At 64.6% G+C, this 19,435-nt stretch carries 15 protein-coding genes and 1 pseudogene; 11 read left to right on the forward strand and 5 right to left on the reverse strand.

Annotated features, from left to right (window positions below):
• Window positions 1-377: 377 nt before the first annotated feature.
• The 5 genes from O7B34_RS02990 to O7B34_RS03010 form a co-directional block, all read right to left on the reverse strand.
• Entirely contained in the window at window positions 378-1,958 is a 1,581-nt protein-coding gene (locus O7B34_RS02990; protein ID WP_337144801.1) for an indolepyruvate oxidoreductase subunit beta family protein, read from the reverse strand.
• Window positions 1,951-4,104: an indolepyruvate ferredoxin oxidoreductase subunit alpha gene (locus tag O7B34_RS02995; RefSeq protein ID WP_337144802.1), complete on the reverse strand. Its 2,154-nt coding sequence runs from the start codon at window positions 4,102-4,104 to the stop codon at window positions 1,951-1,953. The genes O7B34_RS02990 and O7B34_RS02995 overlap by 8 nt, the downstream gene beginning before the upstream one ends.
• Window positions 4,105-4,148: 44 nt before the next feature.
• A complete protein-coding gene (locus O7B34_RS03000; protein ID WP_337144803.1) occupies window positions 4,149-4,631 on the reverse strand; it encodes a MarR family winged helix-turn-helix transcriptional regulator in 483 nt (160 codons plus the stop codon).
• Window positions 4,631-6,202 carry a phytoene desaturase family protein gene (locus O7B34_RS03005; protein WP_337144804.1) on the reverse strand — a complete coding sequence of 524 codons (1,572 nt, stop codon included), beginning with the start codon at window positions 6,200-6,202 and terminating at the stop codon, window positions 4,631-4,633. The genes O7B34_RS03000 and O7B34_RS03005 overlap by 1 nt, the downstream gene beginning before the upstream one ends.
• A gap of 206 nt (window positions 6,203-6,408) precedes the next feature.
• Window positions 6,409-7,200 carry a cyclase family protein gene (locus O7B34_RS03010; RefSeq protein WP_337106135.1) on the reverse strand — a complete coding sequence of 264 codons (792 nt, stop codon included), beginning with the start codon at window positions 7,198-7,200 and terminating at the stop codon, window positions 6,409-6,411.
• 118 nt (window positions 7,201-7,318) lie between these two features.
• On the opposite strand from O7B34_RS03010, the gene O7B34_RS03015 reads away from it, so the two are divergent.
• The 11 genes and pseudogenes from O7B34_RS03015 to O7B34_RS03065 all read left to right on the forward strand — a co-directional run bounded on the left by O7B34_RS03015 (window position 7,319) and on the right by O7B34_RS03065 (window position 19,402).
• Window positions 7,319-8,893, forward strand: a complete 1,575-nt coding sequence (locus O7B34_RS03015; RefSeq protein ID WP_337144805.1) for a phytoene desaturase family protein — start codon at window positions 7,319-7,321, stop codon at window positions 8,891-8,893.
• Window positions 8,894-9,003: 110 nt separating this feature from the next.
• A complete protein-coding gene (locus O7B34_RS03020; protein WP_337144806.1) occupies window positions 9,004-10,533 on the forward strand; it encodes an ABC transporter substrate-binding protein in 1,530 nt (509 codons plus the stop codon).
• Between the two features lie 155 nt (window positions 10,534-10,688).
• Complete coding sequence (locus O7B34_RS03025) at window positions 10,689-11,696, forward strand: ABC transporter permease (protein ID WP_337144807.1); 1,008 nt, start codon at window positions 10,689-10,691, stop codon at window positions 11,694-11,696.
• Window positions 11,689-12,537 (forward strand): ABC transporter permease, encoded by an 849-nt coding sequence (locus O7B34_RS03030; protein ID WP_337144808.1) that lies wholly within the window; start codon window positions 11,689-11,691, stop codon window positions 12,535-12,537. Before O7B34_RS03025 ends, O7B34_RS03030 begins: the two co-directional genes overlap by 8 nt.
• Window positions 12,534-13,412 carry an ABC transporter ATP-binding protein gene (locus O7B34_RS03035; RefSeq protein WP_337144809.1) on the forward strand — a complete coding sequence of 293 codons (879 nt, stop codon included), beginning with the start codon at window positions 12,534-12,536 and terminating at the stop codon, window positions 13,410-13,412. The genes O7B34_RS03030 and O7B34_RS03035 overlap by 4 nt, the downstream gene beginning before the upstream one ends.
• Window positions 13,405-14,241: an ATP-binding cassette domain-containing protein gene (locus O7B34_RS03040; protein ID WP_337144810.1), complete on the forward strand. Its 837-nt coding sequence runs from the start codon at window positions 13,405-13,407 to the stop codon at window positions 14,239-14,241. Before O7B34_RS03035 ends, O7B34_RS03040 begins: the two co-directional genes overlap by 8 nt.
• 80 nt (window positions 14,242-14,321) lie before the next feature.
• Window positions 14,322-14,922 (forward strand): annotated as a pseudogene (locus O7B34_RS03045) (VOC family protein).
• 142 nt (window positions 14,923-15,064) lie between these two features.
• Entirely contained in the window at window positions 15,065-17,359 is a 2,295-nt protein-coding gene (locus tag O7B34_RS03050; RefSeq protein ID WP_337144811.1) for a bifunctional salicylyl-CoA 5-hydroxylase/oxidoreductase, read from the forward strand.
• On the forward strand, window positions 17,356-18,129 hold the full coding sequence (locus O7B34_RS03055) for an SDR family NAD(P)-dependent oxidoreductase (protein ID WP_337144812.1): 774 nt from the start codon (window positions 17,356-17,358) through the stop codon (window positions 18,127-18,129). The genes O7B34_RS03050 and O7B34_RS03055 overlap by 4 nt, the downstream gene beginning before the upstream one ends.
• Window positions 18,123-18,593 (forward strand): MarR family winged helix-turn-helix transcriptional regulator, encoded by a 471-nt coding sequence (locus O7B34_RS03060; RefSeq protein ID WP_027142126.1) that lies wholly within the window; start codon window positions 18,123-18,125, stop codon window positions 18,591-18,593. The genes O7B34_RS03055 and O7B34_RS03060 overlap by 7 nt, the downstream gene beginning before the upstream one ends.
• Window positions 18,590-19,402: an enoyl-CoA hydratase family protein gene (locus O7B34_RS03065; RefSeq protein ID WP_337144813.1), complete on the forward strand. Its 813-nt coding sequence runs from the start codon at window positions 18,590-18,592 to the stop codon at window positions 19,400-19,402. Before O7B34_RS03060 ends, O7B34_RS03065 begins: the two co-directional genes overlap by 4 nt.
• The last annotated feature ends 33 nt before the right edge of the window (window positions 19,403-19,435 follow it).

The raw sequence follows: 19,435 nt of genomic DNA on the forward strand, positions 1-19,435 counted from the left end.
CCATTTGGGCGGAACCACGCGGCGATGCTCCGGTGGTCCCCGCGGTTTCATGCGCTGTTTCAATCGTTGTAATAACGTGAGCTGGTTAAACTTCTTACCGCGTCTGATCTTCGCAGCGATCACAAGTCCAGGCTCGTTTCGGCCAGCGGCCCTGCCCGGTGTCTGTCGTGGAGCCGTTCAGCATTTCCGCTTCTCCCTATGAACAATGTTCATGGTCCCAACTTACCACAACGTGAACAATGTTCAAGCTAAAAATGAACGCTGTTCACAAGAGAGCGGATTGATGAGCGAGGAGGTGCAACGGTGGCGGCCAGCCGTGTTGCCAGAGTCACGAAGGCGGTTGGTCGGCGCGATCGGCGGAGGTCACCCGCTGAAACTCAGGTGATTGGAGATGACCCCAGCGTCGCTACGGTCTTCAGCGCGCCGTCGAGCATATCGCCCTTCTCGTCCTTCAGCGCCGCCTCGCGCAGGCGGCGTATCCAGTCGGCGGCATCGTCGCGGCCCTTGAGCAAGTCGAGAGCAGAAAGTACGCGGTCGAATTTCGACTGGGCGCGCACATGGGTGTCGCTGTAGCCTTTGATCAGCCGGCGGCAGTTGAGGATTTCGACGGCAACGGCATAGTCGACCGGCACGTAGCCAAGCGCCAACGTATACCAACCTTCCAGATGCGCGGTCTCGACCTTGTGGCGCAGCAGGCCGCGGCGCCAGCGCCGCAGGCCGCCGATGAACCACAGGGCGGCAAAGCCGGCAAAGCTGTCGGTGCGGATGCGGCGGCCACGGTTGATGCGGCGGTCGAGAAAGCCGGCGAGCTTGGGCCGGTTCTCTATGTAGCTGCCGAGCCCCGCCGGCAGCGTGCCGCAGAACTCCTCGATGCGGGGATGGAAATATTCGGTCACCTGCAGGACCGAACCGTCCTTGACGCCAACCTCCTTGCGGACCCGCCTGTCGCGGGTCGAGCGCGTCTTCAGATCGGCGACGCGGATCATGTCGTCGTAGCACATGGCATTGGCCAGATGCTTGGCGGCGGCGATGGACAGAACATGAGCGTGGCCGGCGCTGTCCAGCGCGACGGCCTTGTCCAACCGGTCGAGGTATTCGCGCCCATAGGCGATGTCCTGATAGTCGACGACCTTTCTCAGGCCGCGAAGCGCCATGTCGCGCACGGCCAGAGGCATCAGATCGATGCGAGCGGCCAGCGCCTGCCATCCCTGGAGCAGATTTTGCGGACCGCTCACGCGCGCGGTACCCAGGGCGGATTCGACAATCGCTGGCTCCGCCGGCTTTGACGAAGGTGCCGCCGCCAGGCCCCGCGCGCGATCAAACGCCGCGCCGAAGGCGGCGAGGCTGGCCTTGACGCCACGGCCGCCGGTGCCGATCGCCTGTTCATAACTTTCACGGGTAAACGGCAGAGCGTCGGAGCCGGCCAATGCGCCAAGCAGGCTGGCAGAGATCATCGAGCCGTTGTCGGCGGCGATCTTTTCCATGTCGAAAGCGATGAAGCGCTTCGACGCGGCCTCAGCCGTTGCATGGACCTTGGACGACGAGGCGCGGCCGTCGCCCGGTTCGATCTTTTCCGAGACGGCGGCGATGCGGTGGGAGGAGGCGATCAGCGTCGTGCGGTTGGGGGTGACGAAGCCCCTGATGATCGCACGGCCGGCTTCCATCAATTCGGCGGCGATCAAGATGTCGACATCGCCCTGCGAGGGCGACAGCGCGAAGACCGGCAGCCGGCCGGCGTCGCGGGCCATTTCGATATAGTAGATGGTGGCGCCGGTGCGCTGGGCGACGCCGGCGACCGAGGTCGATTGCGCGACATAGCTATTGCGCTCGGCGACGTCGGTGATCCAGTCGGCCAGAACGCCGCCGCCCTGGCCGCCAACGGCCAGCACGGCGAGCTTGATCACCGGCTCATCGGCAGCACCGGACCTGGGATGCAAGGAAGGAACAGGCTCAAGCATCGGCGAATATCAGGCGCCGGCTTTCGCGCCGCCTCTGCAGGAAGCCGATCGTCGCGCGGCGCGCCGTCTCCAGGAAACGGTCCCAGCGGCTTGGGTTGTGCACGACATCGGCGCGGTAGAAGGAAGGGCACAGCACCGCGGCGTCCGCCACCTCGCCGCAATTGCCGCAGCCGACGCAGTTCTGGTCGATCGATGCGACCGGATCGTCGCGCAGCGGATCGTCGAGCGATTTGACCGACAGCGACGGGCAGCCGGACAGCCGCATGCAGGCGTGGTCGCCGGTACAGATGTCCTCGTCGACGCCGAACTTCGGCTTGACGACCCTTGTCCCACCCTTGATCGCCTTGTCGACCAGCGGCTTTTCGCGGCGCTGGCGATTGAGCATGCACTCGGACGAGGCGACGATGACTTTTGGCCCCTTCTCGTCCGTCGTCAGCGCCTCGCGCAACGTGTCCTGCATCTTGCCGACATCGTAGGTGCGGTCGACGTGGCGCAGCCATTTGACGCCCATGCCTTTCACCGCCTCGGTGATCGGATGCTTCGTCGACTTGGTCTTGTTGCCGGCGCGCGATGAGAGGATGTCCTGGCCGCCGGTGGCGGCCGAGTAAAAATTGTCGACGATGACGATGACGCCGTCATTCTTGTTGAACACCGCATTGCCGATCGAGGAGGTCAGGCCGTTGTGCCAGAAGCCGCCGTCGCCGACGAAGGAGATCGAGCGGCGCTTGGCGTCGGGCGAGTTGAACGCCGAGGCCGAGGCGGGCCCCAGTCCGTAGCCCATCGTGGTGGCGCCGAGCTCGAAAGGCGGCATGATCGAGAACAGATGGCAACCGATATCGGAAGCGATGTGGTGCTTGCCGAGTTCCTGCTCAACCAGCTTGGTCGCGGCGAAGATCGGCCGCTCCGGGCAGCCGATGCAGAAGCCCGGCGGCCGGCCCGGCACGACGTTGATCAGATCGGCCGTGTCGAGGCCGTCGCCAACCTTGTTGGGCGCGCGCACCTCGCCCGGCAAAAGATGCGGGGCTTCTGCGCGCAGGAAGGCACCGATGCCGTCGAGCATGACCTGGCCCGTATATTCGCCGGCCATCGGCAGATGTTCCTTGCCGACCAACCTGGTGCCGCGCCCCGCCTTGTGCAGCATCGCGGCAAAGGCCTGTTCGATGTAGTTGGGCTGGCCTTCCTCGACCACCAGCACCGCCTGCTTGCCCTCGCAGAAGGCGAGGAACTCGTCGTCGATCAGCGGATAGACGGCGTTGAGCACGTAGAGCGGCACATCCGTGTCGCCATAGGTGTCGGCAAGGCCGAGCCGCTGCAGCGCACGGATGACCGAATTGTACATGCCGCCCTGCATGACGATGCCGACCGAGCCGTGGTCCGAGCCGAAGAACTCGTTGATCTTGTTCCTGGTGATGAAATCCACCGCCGCCGGCCAGCGCTTTTGCACCTTCTCCTTTTCATGCAGGAAGGAGGCGGGCGGCAACACGATGCGTCCGGTGTCGCGGCGCGGCGCTTCGAGCGCATCGGCGACCGTCATCGGCGGACGCTTGTTGTCCTTGGCGATGAAATGGCCATGCACGTGGCAGCAGCGGATGCGCACCTGCAGCATGACCGGCGTGTTGGAGATTTCCGACAGCTCGAAACCATCCTCCACCGCCTTGACGATGGATGGCAGGTTGGGGCGCGGGTCGAGCAGCCAGACCTGGCTCTTCATGGCGAAGGCATGGCTGCGCTCCTGCATGATGGAGGAGCCCTCGCCATAATCCTCGCCGACGATGATCAACGCGCCGCCGGTGACGCCGCCGGACGCGAGATTGGCCAGCGCGTCGGAAGCGACGTTCGTGCCGACCGTCGACTTGAAGGTCGCGGCACCACGGATCGGATAGTGCACCGAGGCGGCGAGCATGGCTGTGGCGGTGGCTTCCGAGGCGCTGGCCTCGAAATGCACGCCGAGCTCGCCCAGAATGTCCTGCGCATCGGCCAAAACATCCATCAGATGGCTGATCGGCGCGCCCTGATAGCCGCCGACATAGCCGACGCCGCATTGCAGCAGCGCCTTGGTGATGGCGAGGATGCCCTCGCCGGCAAATTCCTCGCCGGCGCCGAGCCTCAGTTTTTCGACTTCCTTGGCAAAAGACCGTTCGGCCATTTCTGCCTCCTTCCGTTGCCGCCGACAGCCGGCGGCGCGTACATCTAGATGTCGTGCTTGCGAATGTTCTTCAGCATCTTCAAAAGCGTGGCGATAAGTGCTGCATATTCGGTGTCGTCGATATCGTCGAACATGGCCTCGAACGCATCATGCATGGCCGGCCAGGCGCGGGTGAACTCGGCTCGGCCCTCGTCGGTCAGGAACACGTGTCGGATGCGGCTGTCGGGGACGCCCTGCTCGCGCCGCACGAACCCTTGCCCCTCCAGCGTGTCCAGCGTGCGGCTCAAGGTCGACTGCTCGATGACGGTATAGACCGAGAGGTCGTTGACGGTGACGCCGTCGGCGACCGACAGCACGGCCAGCGTGCGCACCTGCGAAATCGTCAGGCCCTGCTTGCGGAAATCATCACGCAAGGTGGCGTTGTAGCGGCCCATGATGCGGTTCATCAGATAGGGCGCGAATTGCTGCAGGCCGATCTGACCGAGGGTCGAAATGCGCTGGCGTTTTTCGGCGACCTTCTGTTCCATCACAGTTTCCCCGCCAGCAGGAAGCCGGAGCCGCCGCCGAGGCCGGCACCGGGATGGGTCGAGGCCCCGATATGGTAGAGCCCCTTGATGCCGGTCTGGTGGTTGCGGCTGGTCTTGAACGGCCGCCACAGGAACGACTGGTCGATAACCGAGGAGCCGCCATAGGGGTCGCCGCCGACCAGGTTGATGTTCATCGTTTCGAGATCGGCCGGCGAATAGGCGCGGCGCGCGATGATGCTGTCCTTGAAGCCGTCGATATGGCTGGCGAGGATCGCTTCGACGCGATCGGCATAGGCCTCGCGCAGCGCCTCGGTCCATTGCCCGTCGGCCGGCGCCTGCAGCTTGCCGGCGGCGTCGCCCTTGATGTGGCGCGGCGCCTCGGGCAGTTGCAGCCACAGGATCGCCTTGCCTTCCGGGCAGCGCGACGGGTCGAGCGCATGCGGCTGGCCGACACAGATGGTCGGCACTTCGGGCAGCATGCCGCGCGCCGCCTCGTTGCAGGCCTTCGACACGCCATCCAGTCCAGGCGTCAAATGCAGCAGCGCCACCTTGTCGAGGCCCTCGCCACGCCAGGACGGTGGCTTGTCGAGGGCGTAGTGGATCTGGAAATTGCCTTTGCCATAGCGGTATTTCCGCGTCGCTTCGACGTCGCCCTTCGGAGCGTCCTTGCCGAGCAGGCGGCCGTAAAGCTGCGTCGGCGTGACCGAGCAGATGACGCTCTTGGTGGCGTGAACCAGTTCGCCCGAGGCCAGCCGCACGCCTGTGGCGCGACCTCCGGCCAGGAGGATGGAGGCAACGTCCGCTTCGGTGGAAATGACGCCGCCGCGTTCCTTGATGAGCGCCTCGAAAGCCGACAGCAGGTTCTGCGCTCCGCCCTTGACGATCGGCGCGCCGGCCGCCTCCAGCGCGAAGGCGATTACCTTGGCGATCTGGCCGGAAAAGGCGTCTTCGGGACCAAGCCCGGCATGCAGCACCCACGGCGCCCAGAGCGCGCGGACTGTCTCCGATTGATACGTGCTTTCCAGCCAGCTACGCGCCGGCACCAGCGCGTCGCCGAGAAAGGCGGCAAGCCCGCGCGGACCGCGCCGCCAGGCATCGCCGGCCAGCAGCTTCGCGGTCGGATAGGACCAGAGCGCGCCGCCGATCAGGCCGAACAGCAGGCCGGCATTGCGCTCGATGCCGCCGACATCTTCCGCGTGGCGGTCGCCGTCCCCAGCAGCGATCCTGTTAAGCGCGGCGATGTTGGCGGCACGGTCGGTGGTGAGCACCGCGTGGCTGCCATCCGGCCGCAGCACTCCGGTCGGCGTGCCGGCATGGCAGAATTCCAGCCCGTGCCGGGCGAGATCGGCGCCCAGTGCGGCAAAGGCCGGAGAGGTGATGAACAGAACGAAAGTCGTCGCCATCACATCGTGGATGAAGCCGGGCGCGGTGATCTCCTCGGTGCGCATGCAGCCGCCGATGCGGTCGTTGCGCTCCAGCACGAGCACCTTGGCGCCCTTGCCGCCGAGCATCGCCGCGCAGACCAGCGCATTGATGCCGCTGCCGACGATGATGTGATCCGGGGCGTTCATAGGCGGGTGCTCCCGGTCGGGAGGCGGGGCTCATTTGCGCGGGGTAGCGTTCCTTCGCGCCCCCCTCTGTCCTGCCGGACAGTCCGGCAGGACAGAGGGGGGCGCCGTAGAGCGCCAGCGCCACGCGGCCGGCGCTCTCCCTTTGTTCCCTTTGTCACTACAACATCACCTACAACCATGATCTTCTCCCGAAGACCGCCCTCGCCCTATTTGCCCGCCACCAGCGCCAGCGCGCGGATCGGGCTGCCGGTGCCGTGCTCGATCTTGAGCGGGGCCGCGATCAGGATCGCGCCTTTCGGCGGCAGCTGGTCGAGATTGCAGAGACTGGCGAGGCCGTAGCGGTTGGCCTTGTGCATCAGCGTGTGCGCCGGGAATGGCGGCTCCATGCCGCCGGCCTTGCCGGCATCGGTGCCGATGGTCTCCGAGCCCCAGCCCTTGATGTCCTTGCTGATCAGGAACTGGATGGCTTCCGCCGTCGGGCCGGGCGTGTGCGGGCCGGTTTCGTTGGCATTGAGGAATTCGGCTTCCGAGCCGTTGCGCTTGTACCAGTCGGTGCGCATCACCACCCACTCGCCGGCGTTGATCGCGCCATGCTTGGCTTCCCAGGCCTTGATGTGGTCGACGGTGAGCAGGAAATCGTGATCGGCGGCGGCCTCTTTCGAACAGTCGATGACATTGACTGGGCCGATGAAATTCTGCGCCGGAATGGTGTCGGTGGCGCCGTCCGGATAGTCCTTGCCGGAGATCCAATGCTGCGGGGCGTCGAAATGCGTGCCGGAATGCTCGCCGAGCTTCAGCCAGTTCCACGCCCACCATGGACCGTTCTTGTCATAGCGGGAGATCGAATGGATTTCGACCTTCGGCGTGTCGACCGCAAGTTCCGGCGGCAGCTTGATCAGCGGTGTGTCCGGCCCGAGCGGCGCTGTCAGGTCGACCACCTTGATGGCGCCGGAAAGAAGCTGGGCGGCGACTTCGCCGAGGAGTTTTTGGCTGTCCATGGTCTCTGTTCCCTCTTGTCTGACATGATCAAGGCTCGTCTCGGCCCTTAATATCCTACTAGACGAAAACATATGCATCTGCAATTATCTTTAAGCATAAAGGAAATGGGAACGGGGCGTGAGCGAGTTCGACGCCATCTTTGTCGGGGCGGGCCACAACACTCTGGCATGCGCCGCGCATCTGGCGCTCAAGGGCTGGAAAACCGGGGTTTTCGAACGCGGCGCAACAATCGGCGGCGCCGTCCAGACCCGCGAATTCACCCTCCCCGGCTTCCGCCACGATTTCGGCGCGATGAATCTGAGCCTGTTCGCCGGCTCGGCGTTCCACCGGAAATATGCAAATGAATTGAAAGCTCAGGGGCTGGAATTCGCCCCGGTCGCCGACTGTTTCGCCAGCACCTTTCCGGATGGACGCTGGTTCGGGGTCAGCAACGACCTGGAAAAGACCGCCGGCCGCATGGCTGCCTTTTCGGCCGCCGATGCCGCGACATGGCGCAGGCTGGTTGCCGCCTTCCCGGCCGAAGCCGAGCATTTGTTCAAGCTGCTGGGATCGCCAATGAGCGCCCGGGCGCTTGCGGGCACCGCATGGAACCTGTGGCGCAAGAAGGGTGTTTCGGGCGCGCTCGACACCGGCCGGCTGCTGTTATCTTCGCCGCGTGCCTGGCTGGAGGAAAATTTCGAGTCTCCACACATCAGGGCGACGCTCGCCACCTGGGGCATGCATCTCGACTTCGCGCCCGACACCGCCGGCGGTGCCGTGTTTCCCTATCTGGAATCGATGGCCAACCAGAGTTTTGGCATGGTGCTGGGCAAGGGCGGCGCCGACACCATCATCCGGGCACTGGCCGGCATGGTGACATCCGCCAGCGGCAGGATCGTCACCGGCGCCGAGGTGGCCGAGATCACGGTCTCCGGCGGCAAGGCGACAGGTGTGCGGCTTGCTTCCGGCGAGACGCATACGGCCACCAGGGCGGTGATTGCAGGCGTGGCGCCCAAGGCGCTGTCCGGCAAGCTGCTGCCCGGCGGTTCCGGCGACACCGGCTTCGACATGGCGATGCAGAAGTTTCGGCATGCGCCGGGCACGATGATGATCCACCTGGCGCTGGACGATCTGCCGGACTGGCGCGCCGGGGCAGAGTTGCGCCAGTTCGCCTATGTGCATCTGGCGCCGTCGCTCGACCAGATGTCGCGCACCTATCAGCAGGCGATGGCAGGCATGCTGCCGGACGAACCGGTGCTGGTCGTCGGCCAGCCGACCGCGGTCGATCCGTCGCGTGCGCCTGCGGGCAAACATGTTCTGTGGGTGCAGGTGCGCATGCTGCCCGCCGAAATCGCGGGCGACGCCTCGGCCAAGATCGCGCCGGCGCATTGGGACGACGTCAAGGATGCCTATGCCGATCGGGTGCTCGACATCATCGAAACCTACGCGCCTGGCCTGCGCGCAAAAATCCTCGATCGCGCGGTGTTTTCGCCCATCGATCTCGAGCGCGAGAACCCGAACCTCGTCGGCGGCGACCAGCTCTGCGGCAGCCATCATCTGGCGCAGAATTTCCTGTTCCGCCCGGCGCGCGGCTATGCCGGCTGGAATACGCCGGTGACCAATCTGCATCTCACCGGCGCCGCGACATGGCCCGGCGCCGGCACGGGTGCCGCCTCGGGCTTCATGCTCGCGCAACAGCTTGGCGGGAGGTAGGCCAGACGATTTCATGAGGGCGACGAGAGGCAAGGCGCTGCTGCCGACGAAGCCCGAGCCATGACCGAACGAAGCTGCGCAACGACAATAAACCAACAAGGGGAACGACCATGACAATCAACAGACGCGAATTACTGGGATACAGTGCCGCGGCACTTGGCGTGGCCGCCGTCGGCCTGCCGAAGATCGCCCGGGCTGCCGCTGGCGAACTGACCATCGCATACAACGTCAACCTGCCGTCCTGGGATCCGACCACCGGACCGTCCGCCGTCAACCCGACCATCCAGGGCCTCTACCAGTCGGTGTTCGACCAGTTCATCCCGCAGAAGCCTGACCTGTCCTTCGCGCCTGGCCTTTTGACGGAATGGGGCTGGAACGAGGACCGCACCAAGATCATGATGACAGTGCGCGAAGGCGTGAAATGGCATGACGGCTCGCCGTTCACACCGGAAGATGTCGTCTGGTCGCTGCAGCGCGCGGGCGACGAGAAGACCGGCAACCCGATCCAGTTCGTCTGGAAGAACGTCAGCAATTTCAAGATCGACGGCAACAAGGTCACAGGCGACGTCGTCCAGTTCGACCCGGTCTATTTCAAATGGATGTCGTTCCTGACCGGCTACATCATGCCCAAGGCCTATTACGAGAAGGTCGGCGCCGAAGGTTTCGAGAAGGCGCCGATCGGTACCGGCCCCTACATGGTCGAAAAATTCGAGCGCAACGCCTTCCTGCGGCTGAAAGCCAATCCCAACTACTGGGGCGGCAAGCCCGCCTTCGAGAATGTGACGATCAAGTTCGTCACCGATGCGGCGAGCCGCGTCGCCGAGATCGAATCCGGTTCCTCGCAGGTGACGCTCGAGATCCCCTACGAGGAGTATGACCGGCTGATCGCCAAGGAGGGGCTGGCCGGCTCGATCAAGAATGTTTCCGATATCGGCATGATCTTCTTCAACGACATCGAAGCAATGCTGGACAAGAACGTGCGCCAGGCAGCCGTCATGGCGGTGGACAAGGAGCTTCTGGTCAAGCGGCTGCTGCGCGGCTATGGCCAGCCGATCGCCACGCTGGAAACGCCGGAATACGCGGCCTTCGATGCCTCGATCAAGGTGGAGCACAATCCGGAGAAGGCCAAGGAACTGCTGGCCGCCTCAGGCTATTCGCCAGAAAAGCCGGTCAAGTTCACCATCCAGACGACCAAGGGCTTCAAGCCCAAGGATTATGAGATGATCCAGGCGATCGTCGGCATGTGGCGCAAGGTCGGCATCGAGGCGACGATCGAGGTCTACGAGATTGCCAAGCACTACGAACTGCGCGCCGCCGACAAGCTCGCGCCGGCGGCTTTCTACAATTGGGGCAACGCCATCGGCGATCCGACCACGTCGACCGGCTTTGCCATGTATGGACCGAGCCCGCATTCGGTCTGGGACAGCCAGGACCTGATCGACATGATCAACCCGCTGTGGGGAGAGAAGGACGAGGCCAAGCGCATCGCCGGCTGGAAGGCTGTCGACAAATACATCGCCGAGCAGGCCTATGTGCTGCCGCTGATGCAGTACGCACAGCCCATCGTGCATGCCAAGGGCGTCAACGTGGTGCAGCATATTTCAGGCGCGCTGCTGCCGGCGCTGATGACCCCGGCCTGAGACAGACAAGAAGGCACGCCGTCGCAAGACGGCGTGCAACTTGCGCAGGTCCTCTCATCCGGCCCTTCGGGCCACCTTCCCCCTCGGAGAGAAGGTGGCCGCGAAGCGTCCGGATGAAGGGGCTGCTCGTTAGAACACGCTAGGCCAACGCCAGAATGCTCCTGCAACGATTCCTGATCCGTCTTGCGACGATGCTGATCACGCTGTTCGGCGTGGCCGTCGTCGTGTTCGTGGTCATCCGCGTCGCGCCCGGCGACCCGATCGCCATGATGCTGCCGCCCGGCGCCACCAATGACGACATCGCCCGGCTGCGGGCGCTCTACGGGCTCGACAAGACGATCGTACAGCAATTCTTCATCTGGCTGTCCGGTGTCGCCAGGGGCGATTTCGGCACCTCGATCTCGCTGCGGCAAGACGTGCTCGGCCTCGTCTTCAACCGGCTGCCGGCGACGCTTGAGTTAGCCATCGTCGCGCTTGTCATGGCGGTGGCGATCGGCGGCACGACGGCGATACTCGGCGCCCGCGAACGCGGTACGGCGGTCGAAGCCGGCATCGACATCGCCAGCGGTGCAGCGCTTTCCATTCCCGACTTCCTGTGGGGCCTCGTGCTGATCCTGCTGTTCGGCGTGCTGGTGCCGATCTTCGACATTTCGGGCCGCGTGTCGCCGCAACTCGACCTGCCCTTCGTCTCCCAGTTCTATTTGTTCGAGAGCCTGCTTCGGCTGCGCTTCGACCTGACCTGGGATCTCTTGAAGCACATGCTGATGCCGGCGATTGCCCTGGCGCTGCCGCTGGCGGCAATCATCTCGCAGCTGTTGAAACAGTCGCTGAAGGAAGTGCTCGACCTCGACTATGTGGTGCTGGCGCGGGTCAAAGGGTTTTCGGAAACGCAGGTCATCCTGCGCGAGGCGCTGAAGAACGCCGCCCTGCCGACACTGACCCTGGTCGGCGTGCAATTCACCTTCCTCATTGGCGGCACGGTCATCGTCGAGCGGCTGTTCTCCTATGAGGGCCTCGGCAACATGGCCATCGATGCCGTCATCAACCGCGACCTGCCGCTGATCCAGGGCATCGTGCTGGTCTTCGCGCTGCTGTTCGTGCTGATCAACCTTGCCGTCGACATGATGTATGCGCTGCTCAATCCGAGGCTGCGCCATGGATGAGGCACGCATCTCGCGACATGGCTCAGGCGTAAAGCTATGGCTGGCGGGAGGCTGGCTGCTGCTGGCACTGCTGGCGGCGATCTTCGCGCCGCTGGTCGCGCCGCAGGATCCGCTGGCGCAGGACCTAATGCTGGAGCGGTTGCCGCCGTTCTGGCTCGATGGCGCCGACCCTGGTTATTGGCTCGGCACCGACAGCCTCGGCCGCGACCTGCTCTCGCGCCTGATTTTTGGTGGCCGCATCGCCTTCATCGTTGCTTTCGCGGCGGCCATCGCCGCCTGCGTCGTCGGCTCAACGCTTGGGCTGATCGCTGGCTATTTCGGCGGCTGGGCGGATCGTATCATCTCGCGCATCGTCGACGTCTGGATGGCCTTCCCGCCGGTGCTGTTCGCCATTCTGCTGGTTGCCGTGCTGGGGACAGGATTAAGCTCCGTCATTCTCGCCATCGCGATCATCGACTGGACGCGCTTCTGCCGGGTGATCCGCGCCGAAGCCATGGGCCAGTCGCGCATGGACTATGTCGAGAATGCCCGCATCGCCGGGTATGGCCGCATCGGCATCATGCTGCGCGAGGTGCTGCCCAATGTGGTGCCGTCGATCGTGGCGCTGCTGTCGCTTGAAATGGGTATCGCCGTCATCGTCGAGGCGATCCTGTCCTTCGTCAATCTGTCGATCTCGACCGACGATCCGACCTGGGGCGGCATCATCGCCGAGGGCCGGCTCTCGATCCATCAGGCATGGTGGGTGCTGGTTTTCCCGCTGATCACGCTGATCCTCACCGTGCTGTCTTTCAGCCAGTTCGGCGAAGCGCTGAAAACGCGCTTCGATCCGGTGCTGCGATGAGCGCCTGTCTCGACATCGCCAATCTGAGCGCCGTGCTGGCCAACGGCCAGCGCGTGCTGCGCTCAGTTTCGCTTGCCGTGCAACCCGGCGAGGTGCGCGCGCTCGTCGGCGAAAGCGGCGCCGGCAAGACAATGATCGGCAAGGCGGTGCTCGGCGTGCTGCCATCGAGCGTGCGCATCGTCGAAGGCGATATGCGGCTCGAGGGCGAAGACCTCGGCAAACTCCAGCCCAGGGCGCGGCGCACGCTGATCGGCGCGCGCACGGCGCTGATCCCGCAGGATCCGCTGACCGCGCTCAACCCCTCGCGCCGCATCGGCCCGCAGATGACCGACCGGCTGGTGCGCATCCTCGGCTGGAGCGGCGACAAGGCCGACCGGCGTATCCGGCAATTGCTGGACGAGGTGCAGATCCGCGACCCCGACCGCGTGCTGAAGACCTATCCGCACGAACTGTCCGGTGGCATGCGCCAACGCGTGCTGATCGCCGCCGCCTTCGCCGCCGAGCCACGGCTGATCGTCGCCGACGAGCCGACCACGGCGCTCGACGTCACCTTACAGAAGCAGATCCTTCGGCTGATCGGCGCGTTGCAGCGCGAGCACGGCACCGCGATCCTGTTCGTCACCCATGATCTCGGCGTCGTCGCCAAGATCAGCCAGAAAGTGTCGGTGCTCTATGCCGGCAAGGTGGTGGAAGAGGCCGAGACCGCAGCGCTGTTCGCGGCACCTCGGCACCCCTACACCCGGGCACTGATGGCTGCGACGCCGCGCTACACCGATCCCTTCGCTTCGTTGAGACCCGTGGACGAGACGGTGCTGGCCGGTCTCGCCGCCGAGATCGCGTCCGCCGACCAGGCCTGGAGGCGTCCGCATGGCTGAGCCGCTGTTTTCCGTGCGCGGGCTGAAGGTCGCGCTGCCCGACATGACGCGCAAGCCGCTGATCGGCCGCGCACCGCTGGCCGAGATTCTGAAAGGCCTGGATTTCGACCTGCCCAGCGGCTCGGTGACCGGAATCGTCGGCGAATCCGGGTCCGGCAAATCGACGCTCGGCCGCACGCTGGTGCGGCTGCTGGAGCCGAGCGCCGGCAGCGTCCGTTTCGAGGGCCGTGACATCACCCATCTGCCCGAAGCGGCACTGCGGCCACTGCGCCGCGACCTGCAGATGATCTTCCAAGACCCGATGTCGTCGCTCAACCCTCGCCGCACCATTGCCAGCATCATCGCCGCACCGCTCAGGCAGAACGGGCTTGGCGACAATCTGAAAGCGCGCGTCGCGGAGGCACTGCAACGCGTCGGCCTGCCGCAAAGCTTCGCCGGCCGCTACCGCCACGAATTGTCGGGCGGCCAACGCCAGCGCGTCGGCATTGCGCGCGCGCTGGCGCTGTCGCCGAAATTCGTGCTGGCCGACGAGATCGTCTCCGGGCTCGACGTCTCAACGCAGGCCCAGATCCTCACCTTGCTGGAGAAGCTTGCCGCGGAGATGGGCCTGACGGTCGCCTTCATCAGCCACGATCTGTCGGTGATCCGGCGGCTTTGCCAACAGGTGATCGTCATGCGCGAGGGCAGCATCGTCGAAGCCAGCGCCACCGACGCCTTGTTCGACAAGCCGCGGCAGGCCTACACGCGCGACCTCATCGCAGCCATTCCGCTGCCGGAAATCGATGCAGGCTGGCTGGACATGCCTTCCGCCGGCAAGGCGCCGACATGAAGGCGAACGCATGCCGAGAAGCGGGCCTCGGACGTGCGATTGGAAAATGATCAAGTCCCGCCAAATGGAGGAGGACTGACATGAAGATCACAATCGCAATTGCAACGCTTGCTGCTGCTATCCTTGGCAGTGCCGGCATGGCCTCGGCGGATTCGATCCCCGGTATGCGCGGCCACGACCATACTGGCATCACGGTTCCCGACATGAAGCAGGCGGTCGACTTCTTCACCGAGGTCGTCGGCTGCAAGAAGGCGATGTCGTTCGGACCGTTCGCCGACGACAAGGGCACCTTCATGCAAGACCTGCTCGGCGTCGATCCGAAAGCTGTCATCGAGCAGGTCACCATGGTCCGCTGCGGCTATGGATCGAACATCGAGCTGTTCAAATACACCGCGCCCGACCAGAAGGACCTGACACCGAAGAACAGCGACATTGGCGGCTTCCACATTGCCTTCTATGTCGATGATGTCGCCGCCGCGAAAGCCTATCTCGATGGCAAGAGCGTCAAGACAAGGATGGGGCCGCTGCCGGTCAAGGAAGGGCCCGCCGCGGGCCAGACCATTCTCTATTTCCAGGCACCTTGGGGCCTGCAATTGGAAGCGATCAGTTATCCCTCTGGCATGGCTTTATGAGAAGACCGCCGAGACCGTGCTGTGGAGCCCGAAGAATCCGGAGAAATGATCTCTCGCGGCGCGCTTGCAGGACGTCACGGCAAGCGCGCCACCCAGGCCCGCATAATCATTTCGACATAAAACTTTAAGCTTGAAATATCTTACCTCTGGCGCGATACTGAGGCATAGCAAGCGAAGAGGAGATCGCACGGATGAAGGTTGCGGTTCTCGGCGGCGGACCAGCCGGCCTCTACTTTGCCATTTCGATGAAGCTGAGGGACGCCGCGCACGACGTGACGGTTTTCGAGCGCAATCGCGCCGACGACACGTTCGGCTGGGGCGTCGTGCTGTCGGCCGAGACGCTCGATAATCTTGCGAAGAACGATCCTGTCAGCGCCGTCTGGATCAAGAAGCATTTTGCCTATTGGGATGACATCGCCGTCATTCATGACGGCATGCGCACGGTCTCGTCGGGCCACGGCTTCTGCGGCATCGGCCGCAAGCGGCTGTTGATCCTGCTGCAGCGCCGCGCCCGCGAACTCGGCGTCAAGCTGAGGTTCGAAACCGACATCGCCGACCCAAAACCCTATATGGAGACGCACGACCTGGTCGTCGCCGCCGACGGGTTGAACTCCAGGGCGCGCAACAGCTTTATCGATATCTTCAAGCCCGACATCGACACGCGCAAATGCAAGTTCGTCTGGCTCGGCACCAACCAGAAATTCGACGACGCCTTCACCTTCATCTTCGAGAAGACCGAGCATGGCTGGGTGTGGGCACACGCCTACCAGTTCGACAGCGATACCGCGACCTTCATCGTCGAGTGCAGCGAGCAGACCTGGGCTGCCTTCGGCTTCGGCGCGATGTCGCAGCAGGCGTCCATCGCGGTGTGCGAGCGCATCTTTGCCAGGCATCTTGGCGGCCACGCGCTGATGACCAACGCCAATCACATCCGTGGCTCGGCCTGGATCAATTTTCCGCGCGTGCTGTGCGAGCGCTGGTCCTACAGGAATCTGGCGCTGATGGGCGACGCGGCGGCCTCGGCGCATTTTTCGATCGGCTCCGGCACCAAACTCGCCTTGGAGAGCGCGGTGGCGCTGGCCGACTATGTCGAGACCGAACCGGACCTCGAGGCCGCCTTCCGCAAATATGAGGACGCCCGCCGCACCGAAGTGCTGAAGCTGCAGTCGGCGGCGCGCAATTCTCTGGAATGGTTCGAGGAGGTCGAGCGCTATCTCGGCCTCGATCCGGTGCAGTTCAACTATTCGCTTTTGACCCGTTCGCAACGCATCAGCCACGAGAATCTGCGGCTGCGCGATGCAGAGTGGCTGGGCGGCGCGGAAGAGTGGTTCCAACGGCAGGCCGGTGCCGGCGGCAACAGGCTGCGCCGGGCGCCGATGTTCGCGCCCTTCAAGCTGCGCGACATGGTCCTCAACAACCGCGTCGTCGTTTCGCCGATGGCGCAGTACAAGGCCGTCGACGGCCGCCCGACCGACTGGCATTTCACCCATTATGCCGAGCGGGCGAAGGGCGGTGCGGGACTCGTCTATATCGAGATGACCTGCGTCAGCCCGGAAGGACGCATCACGCCCGGCTGTCCCGGCTTCTACGCGCCCGAACATGAGGTGGCGTGGGGGCGACTGGTCGATTTCGTCCATACCGAAACCGAGGCGAAGATCTGCGCCCAGATCGGCCATTCCGGCGCCAAGGGTTCGACCCGCGTCGGCTGGGAAGGCACCGACGTGCCGCTGGCCTCGGGCAACTGGCCTGTCATGGCGGCATCGGCCGTCGCGTGGTCGCCTGAGAACCAGGTGCCGAGGGCGATGGACCGCGCCGACATGGATTTGGTGCGCGATCAATTCGTGGCCTCGGCCGAAATGGCCGATCGCTGCTGCTTCGACATGCTCGAGATCCACGCCGCGCATGGCTATCTCCTGTCGTCGTTCATCACGCCGGTCACCAACCAGCGCACTGACGCCTATGGCGGCTCACTGGAAAACCGCATGCGTTATCCCCTGGAAGTGTTCCACGCGGTGCGCGCCGCCTGGCCGGCGGGAAAACCGATCTCGATGCGCATTTCGGCCAATGACTGGGTTGGCATCGAAGGCGTGACGCCCGCAGACGCCGTCGAGATCGCGCGGATGCTGCATGAGGCCGGCGTCGACATCTGCGACGTCTCGGCCGGCCAGACGTCGGTTGCCGCCAAGCCGGTCTATGGACGAATGTTCCAGACGCCGTTCTCCGACCGCATCCGCAACGAGGTCGGCATGGCGACGATGGCGGTCGGCAACATCTACGAGCCCGACCATGTCAATTCGATCCTGATGGCCGGCCGCGCCGATCTGGTGGCGCTGGCACGGCCGCATCTCGCCGATCCCTACTGGATGCTGCATGCGGCGGTGACGCTCGGTGACCGTGGCGTCAAATGGCCGGATCCTTATCTGCCCGGGCGCGACCAGCTCTACCGGCTGGCCGAGCGCGACGCCGCTGCGGGGCTGAAAGTATGACGGCCGCGACAACGATTCCCGGCAAGCACGCGCTGGTCACCGGCGGCGGATCCGGCGTCGGCCGGGTCATCGCGCTCACTTTGGCCGCGGCTGGTATCGACGTAACCATTTGTGGGCGCCGCGAAGCTGAGCTCACCAAGGTTGCCGGCGAAAACGGCCGCATCCATGGCATCGTCGCAGATGTCACGAGCGAGGCGGCGATGGCGGCGCTTTACGAGATGGCGGAGGCCGCGCGCGGACCGTTCGACATCGTCGTCGCCAATGCCGGCATGGCCGGCAGCACGCCGGCGCACAAGATCGCCCTGGCCGACTGGCAGCGAACGCTCGATGTCAATCTGACCGGGGCGTTCCTGACGGTGAGGCCGGCGCTGACCGGCATGGCCGCGCGCAAGGCAGGTCGCATCGTCTTCATCGCCTCGACCGCTGGATTGAAAGGCTACCCCTATGTCGCGCCTTATGTGGCGGCCAAGCATGGCGTCGTCGGCCTGATGCGGGCGCTGGCCGTGGAGACGGCGAAATCCGGCGTCACCGTCAATGCGGTGTGTCCGGGCTTCGTCGAGACCGACATGTTGGAGGAGTCCATCCAGCGCATCATCGAAAAGACCGGCCGCTCGGCCGGCGAGGCGCGAGCCAGCCTCGTCTCGACCAATCCGCAAGGCCGCTTCATCCAGCCGCAAGAAATTGCCGAAGCCGTGCTGTGGTTGTGCGGCGACGCGGCAGCGTCGATCACCGGACAGGCGATTTCGATCTCGGGAGGTGAAACATGGTAGCCGGCCCCCTGCCCGTGCCATCGGGACCCGGCAAGGACCGGTTGCGTCTTTGGATAAGGCTGCTGCGGGCTTCACGCACGATCGAGGCCGAATTGCGCGAGCGCCTGAAGAAGGAATTCGACACGACGCTGCCGCGTTTCGACGTGATGGCAGCGCTTTACCGGGCGCCGGAAGGCATGCTGATGAGCGACCTGTCGCGCTTCCTGCTGGTGTCCAACGGCAATGTCACCGGCATTGTCGACCGGCTGGTGTCGGAAGGACTTGTCGCCCGGGCCCGCCGCAATGGCGACCGCCGCACCTCGATGGTGCGGTTGACTGAGGAAGGCACGAAGTCCTTTGCCACCATCGCCGCGGCGCATGAGGGCTGGATCGGCGAATTGCTGGGCAAGGTCAGCGAGGAGGATGCGCACCGGCTGACCGGCATGCTGACCTCGTTCCGCAGCAACTGGGAGGGACGCGAATGACTGCAATGGCCGGCCTCAAGCCGAAGCATTTCCTGTGGGAAGTCGAGGGTCGGATCGCCAGGGTCCGGCTCGACCGGCCGGAGCGCAAGAACCCGCTGACCTTCGACAGCTATGCCGAGCTGCGCGACACGTTCCGCGATCTCGTCTATGCCGAGGACGTCGACGCCGTGGTGTTCCTCTCCAATGGCGGCAATTTCTGCTCCGGCGGCGATGTCCACGACATCATCGGTCCGCTGGTCAAGATGGACATGAAGCAGCTCTTGGCCTTCACCCGCATGACCGGCGATTTCGTCAAGGCAATGCTCAACTGCGGCAAGCCGATCATCGCGGCGGTCGACGGCGTGGCGGTCGGCGCCGGCGCCATCATCGCCATGAGCGCCGACATCCGCATCGCCACGCCGGAAGCCAAGACGGCCTTCCTGTTCACCCGCGTTGGCCTTTCTGGCTGCGACATGGGCGCCTGCGCGATCCTGCCGCGCATCATCGGCCAGGGCCGCGCCGCCGAACTGCTTTACACCGGCCGAACCATGACGGCTACGGAAGGCGAGCGCTGGGGGTTCTACAACAGGCTGGTCGATGCCGCGGCTCTGGAGGCCGACGCGCTGGAGATGGCGGCCCGCATCGTCTCCGGCCCGACCTTCGCCCACGGCATCACCAAGACGCAGCTCAACCAGGAATGGTCGATGGGCCTCGACCAGGCGATCGAGGCCGAGGCGCAGGCGCAGGCTATCTGCATGCAGACGCGCGATTTCGAGCGGGCGTATCTGGCTTTCGTCGCCAAGGAAAAGCCGGTGTTCGAGGGGAATTGAGGATGGGCGTTCTATCGGAGAGGGTGGCGGGAC

Source organism: Mesorhizobium sp. Cs1299R1N3 (genome assembly GCF_037179625.1).
Lineage (GTDB): Bacteria > Pseudomonadota > Alphaproteobacteria > Rhizobiales > Rhizobiaceae > Mesorhizobium > Mesorhizobium salmacidum.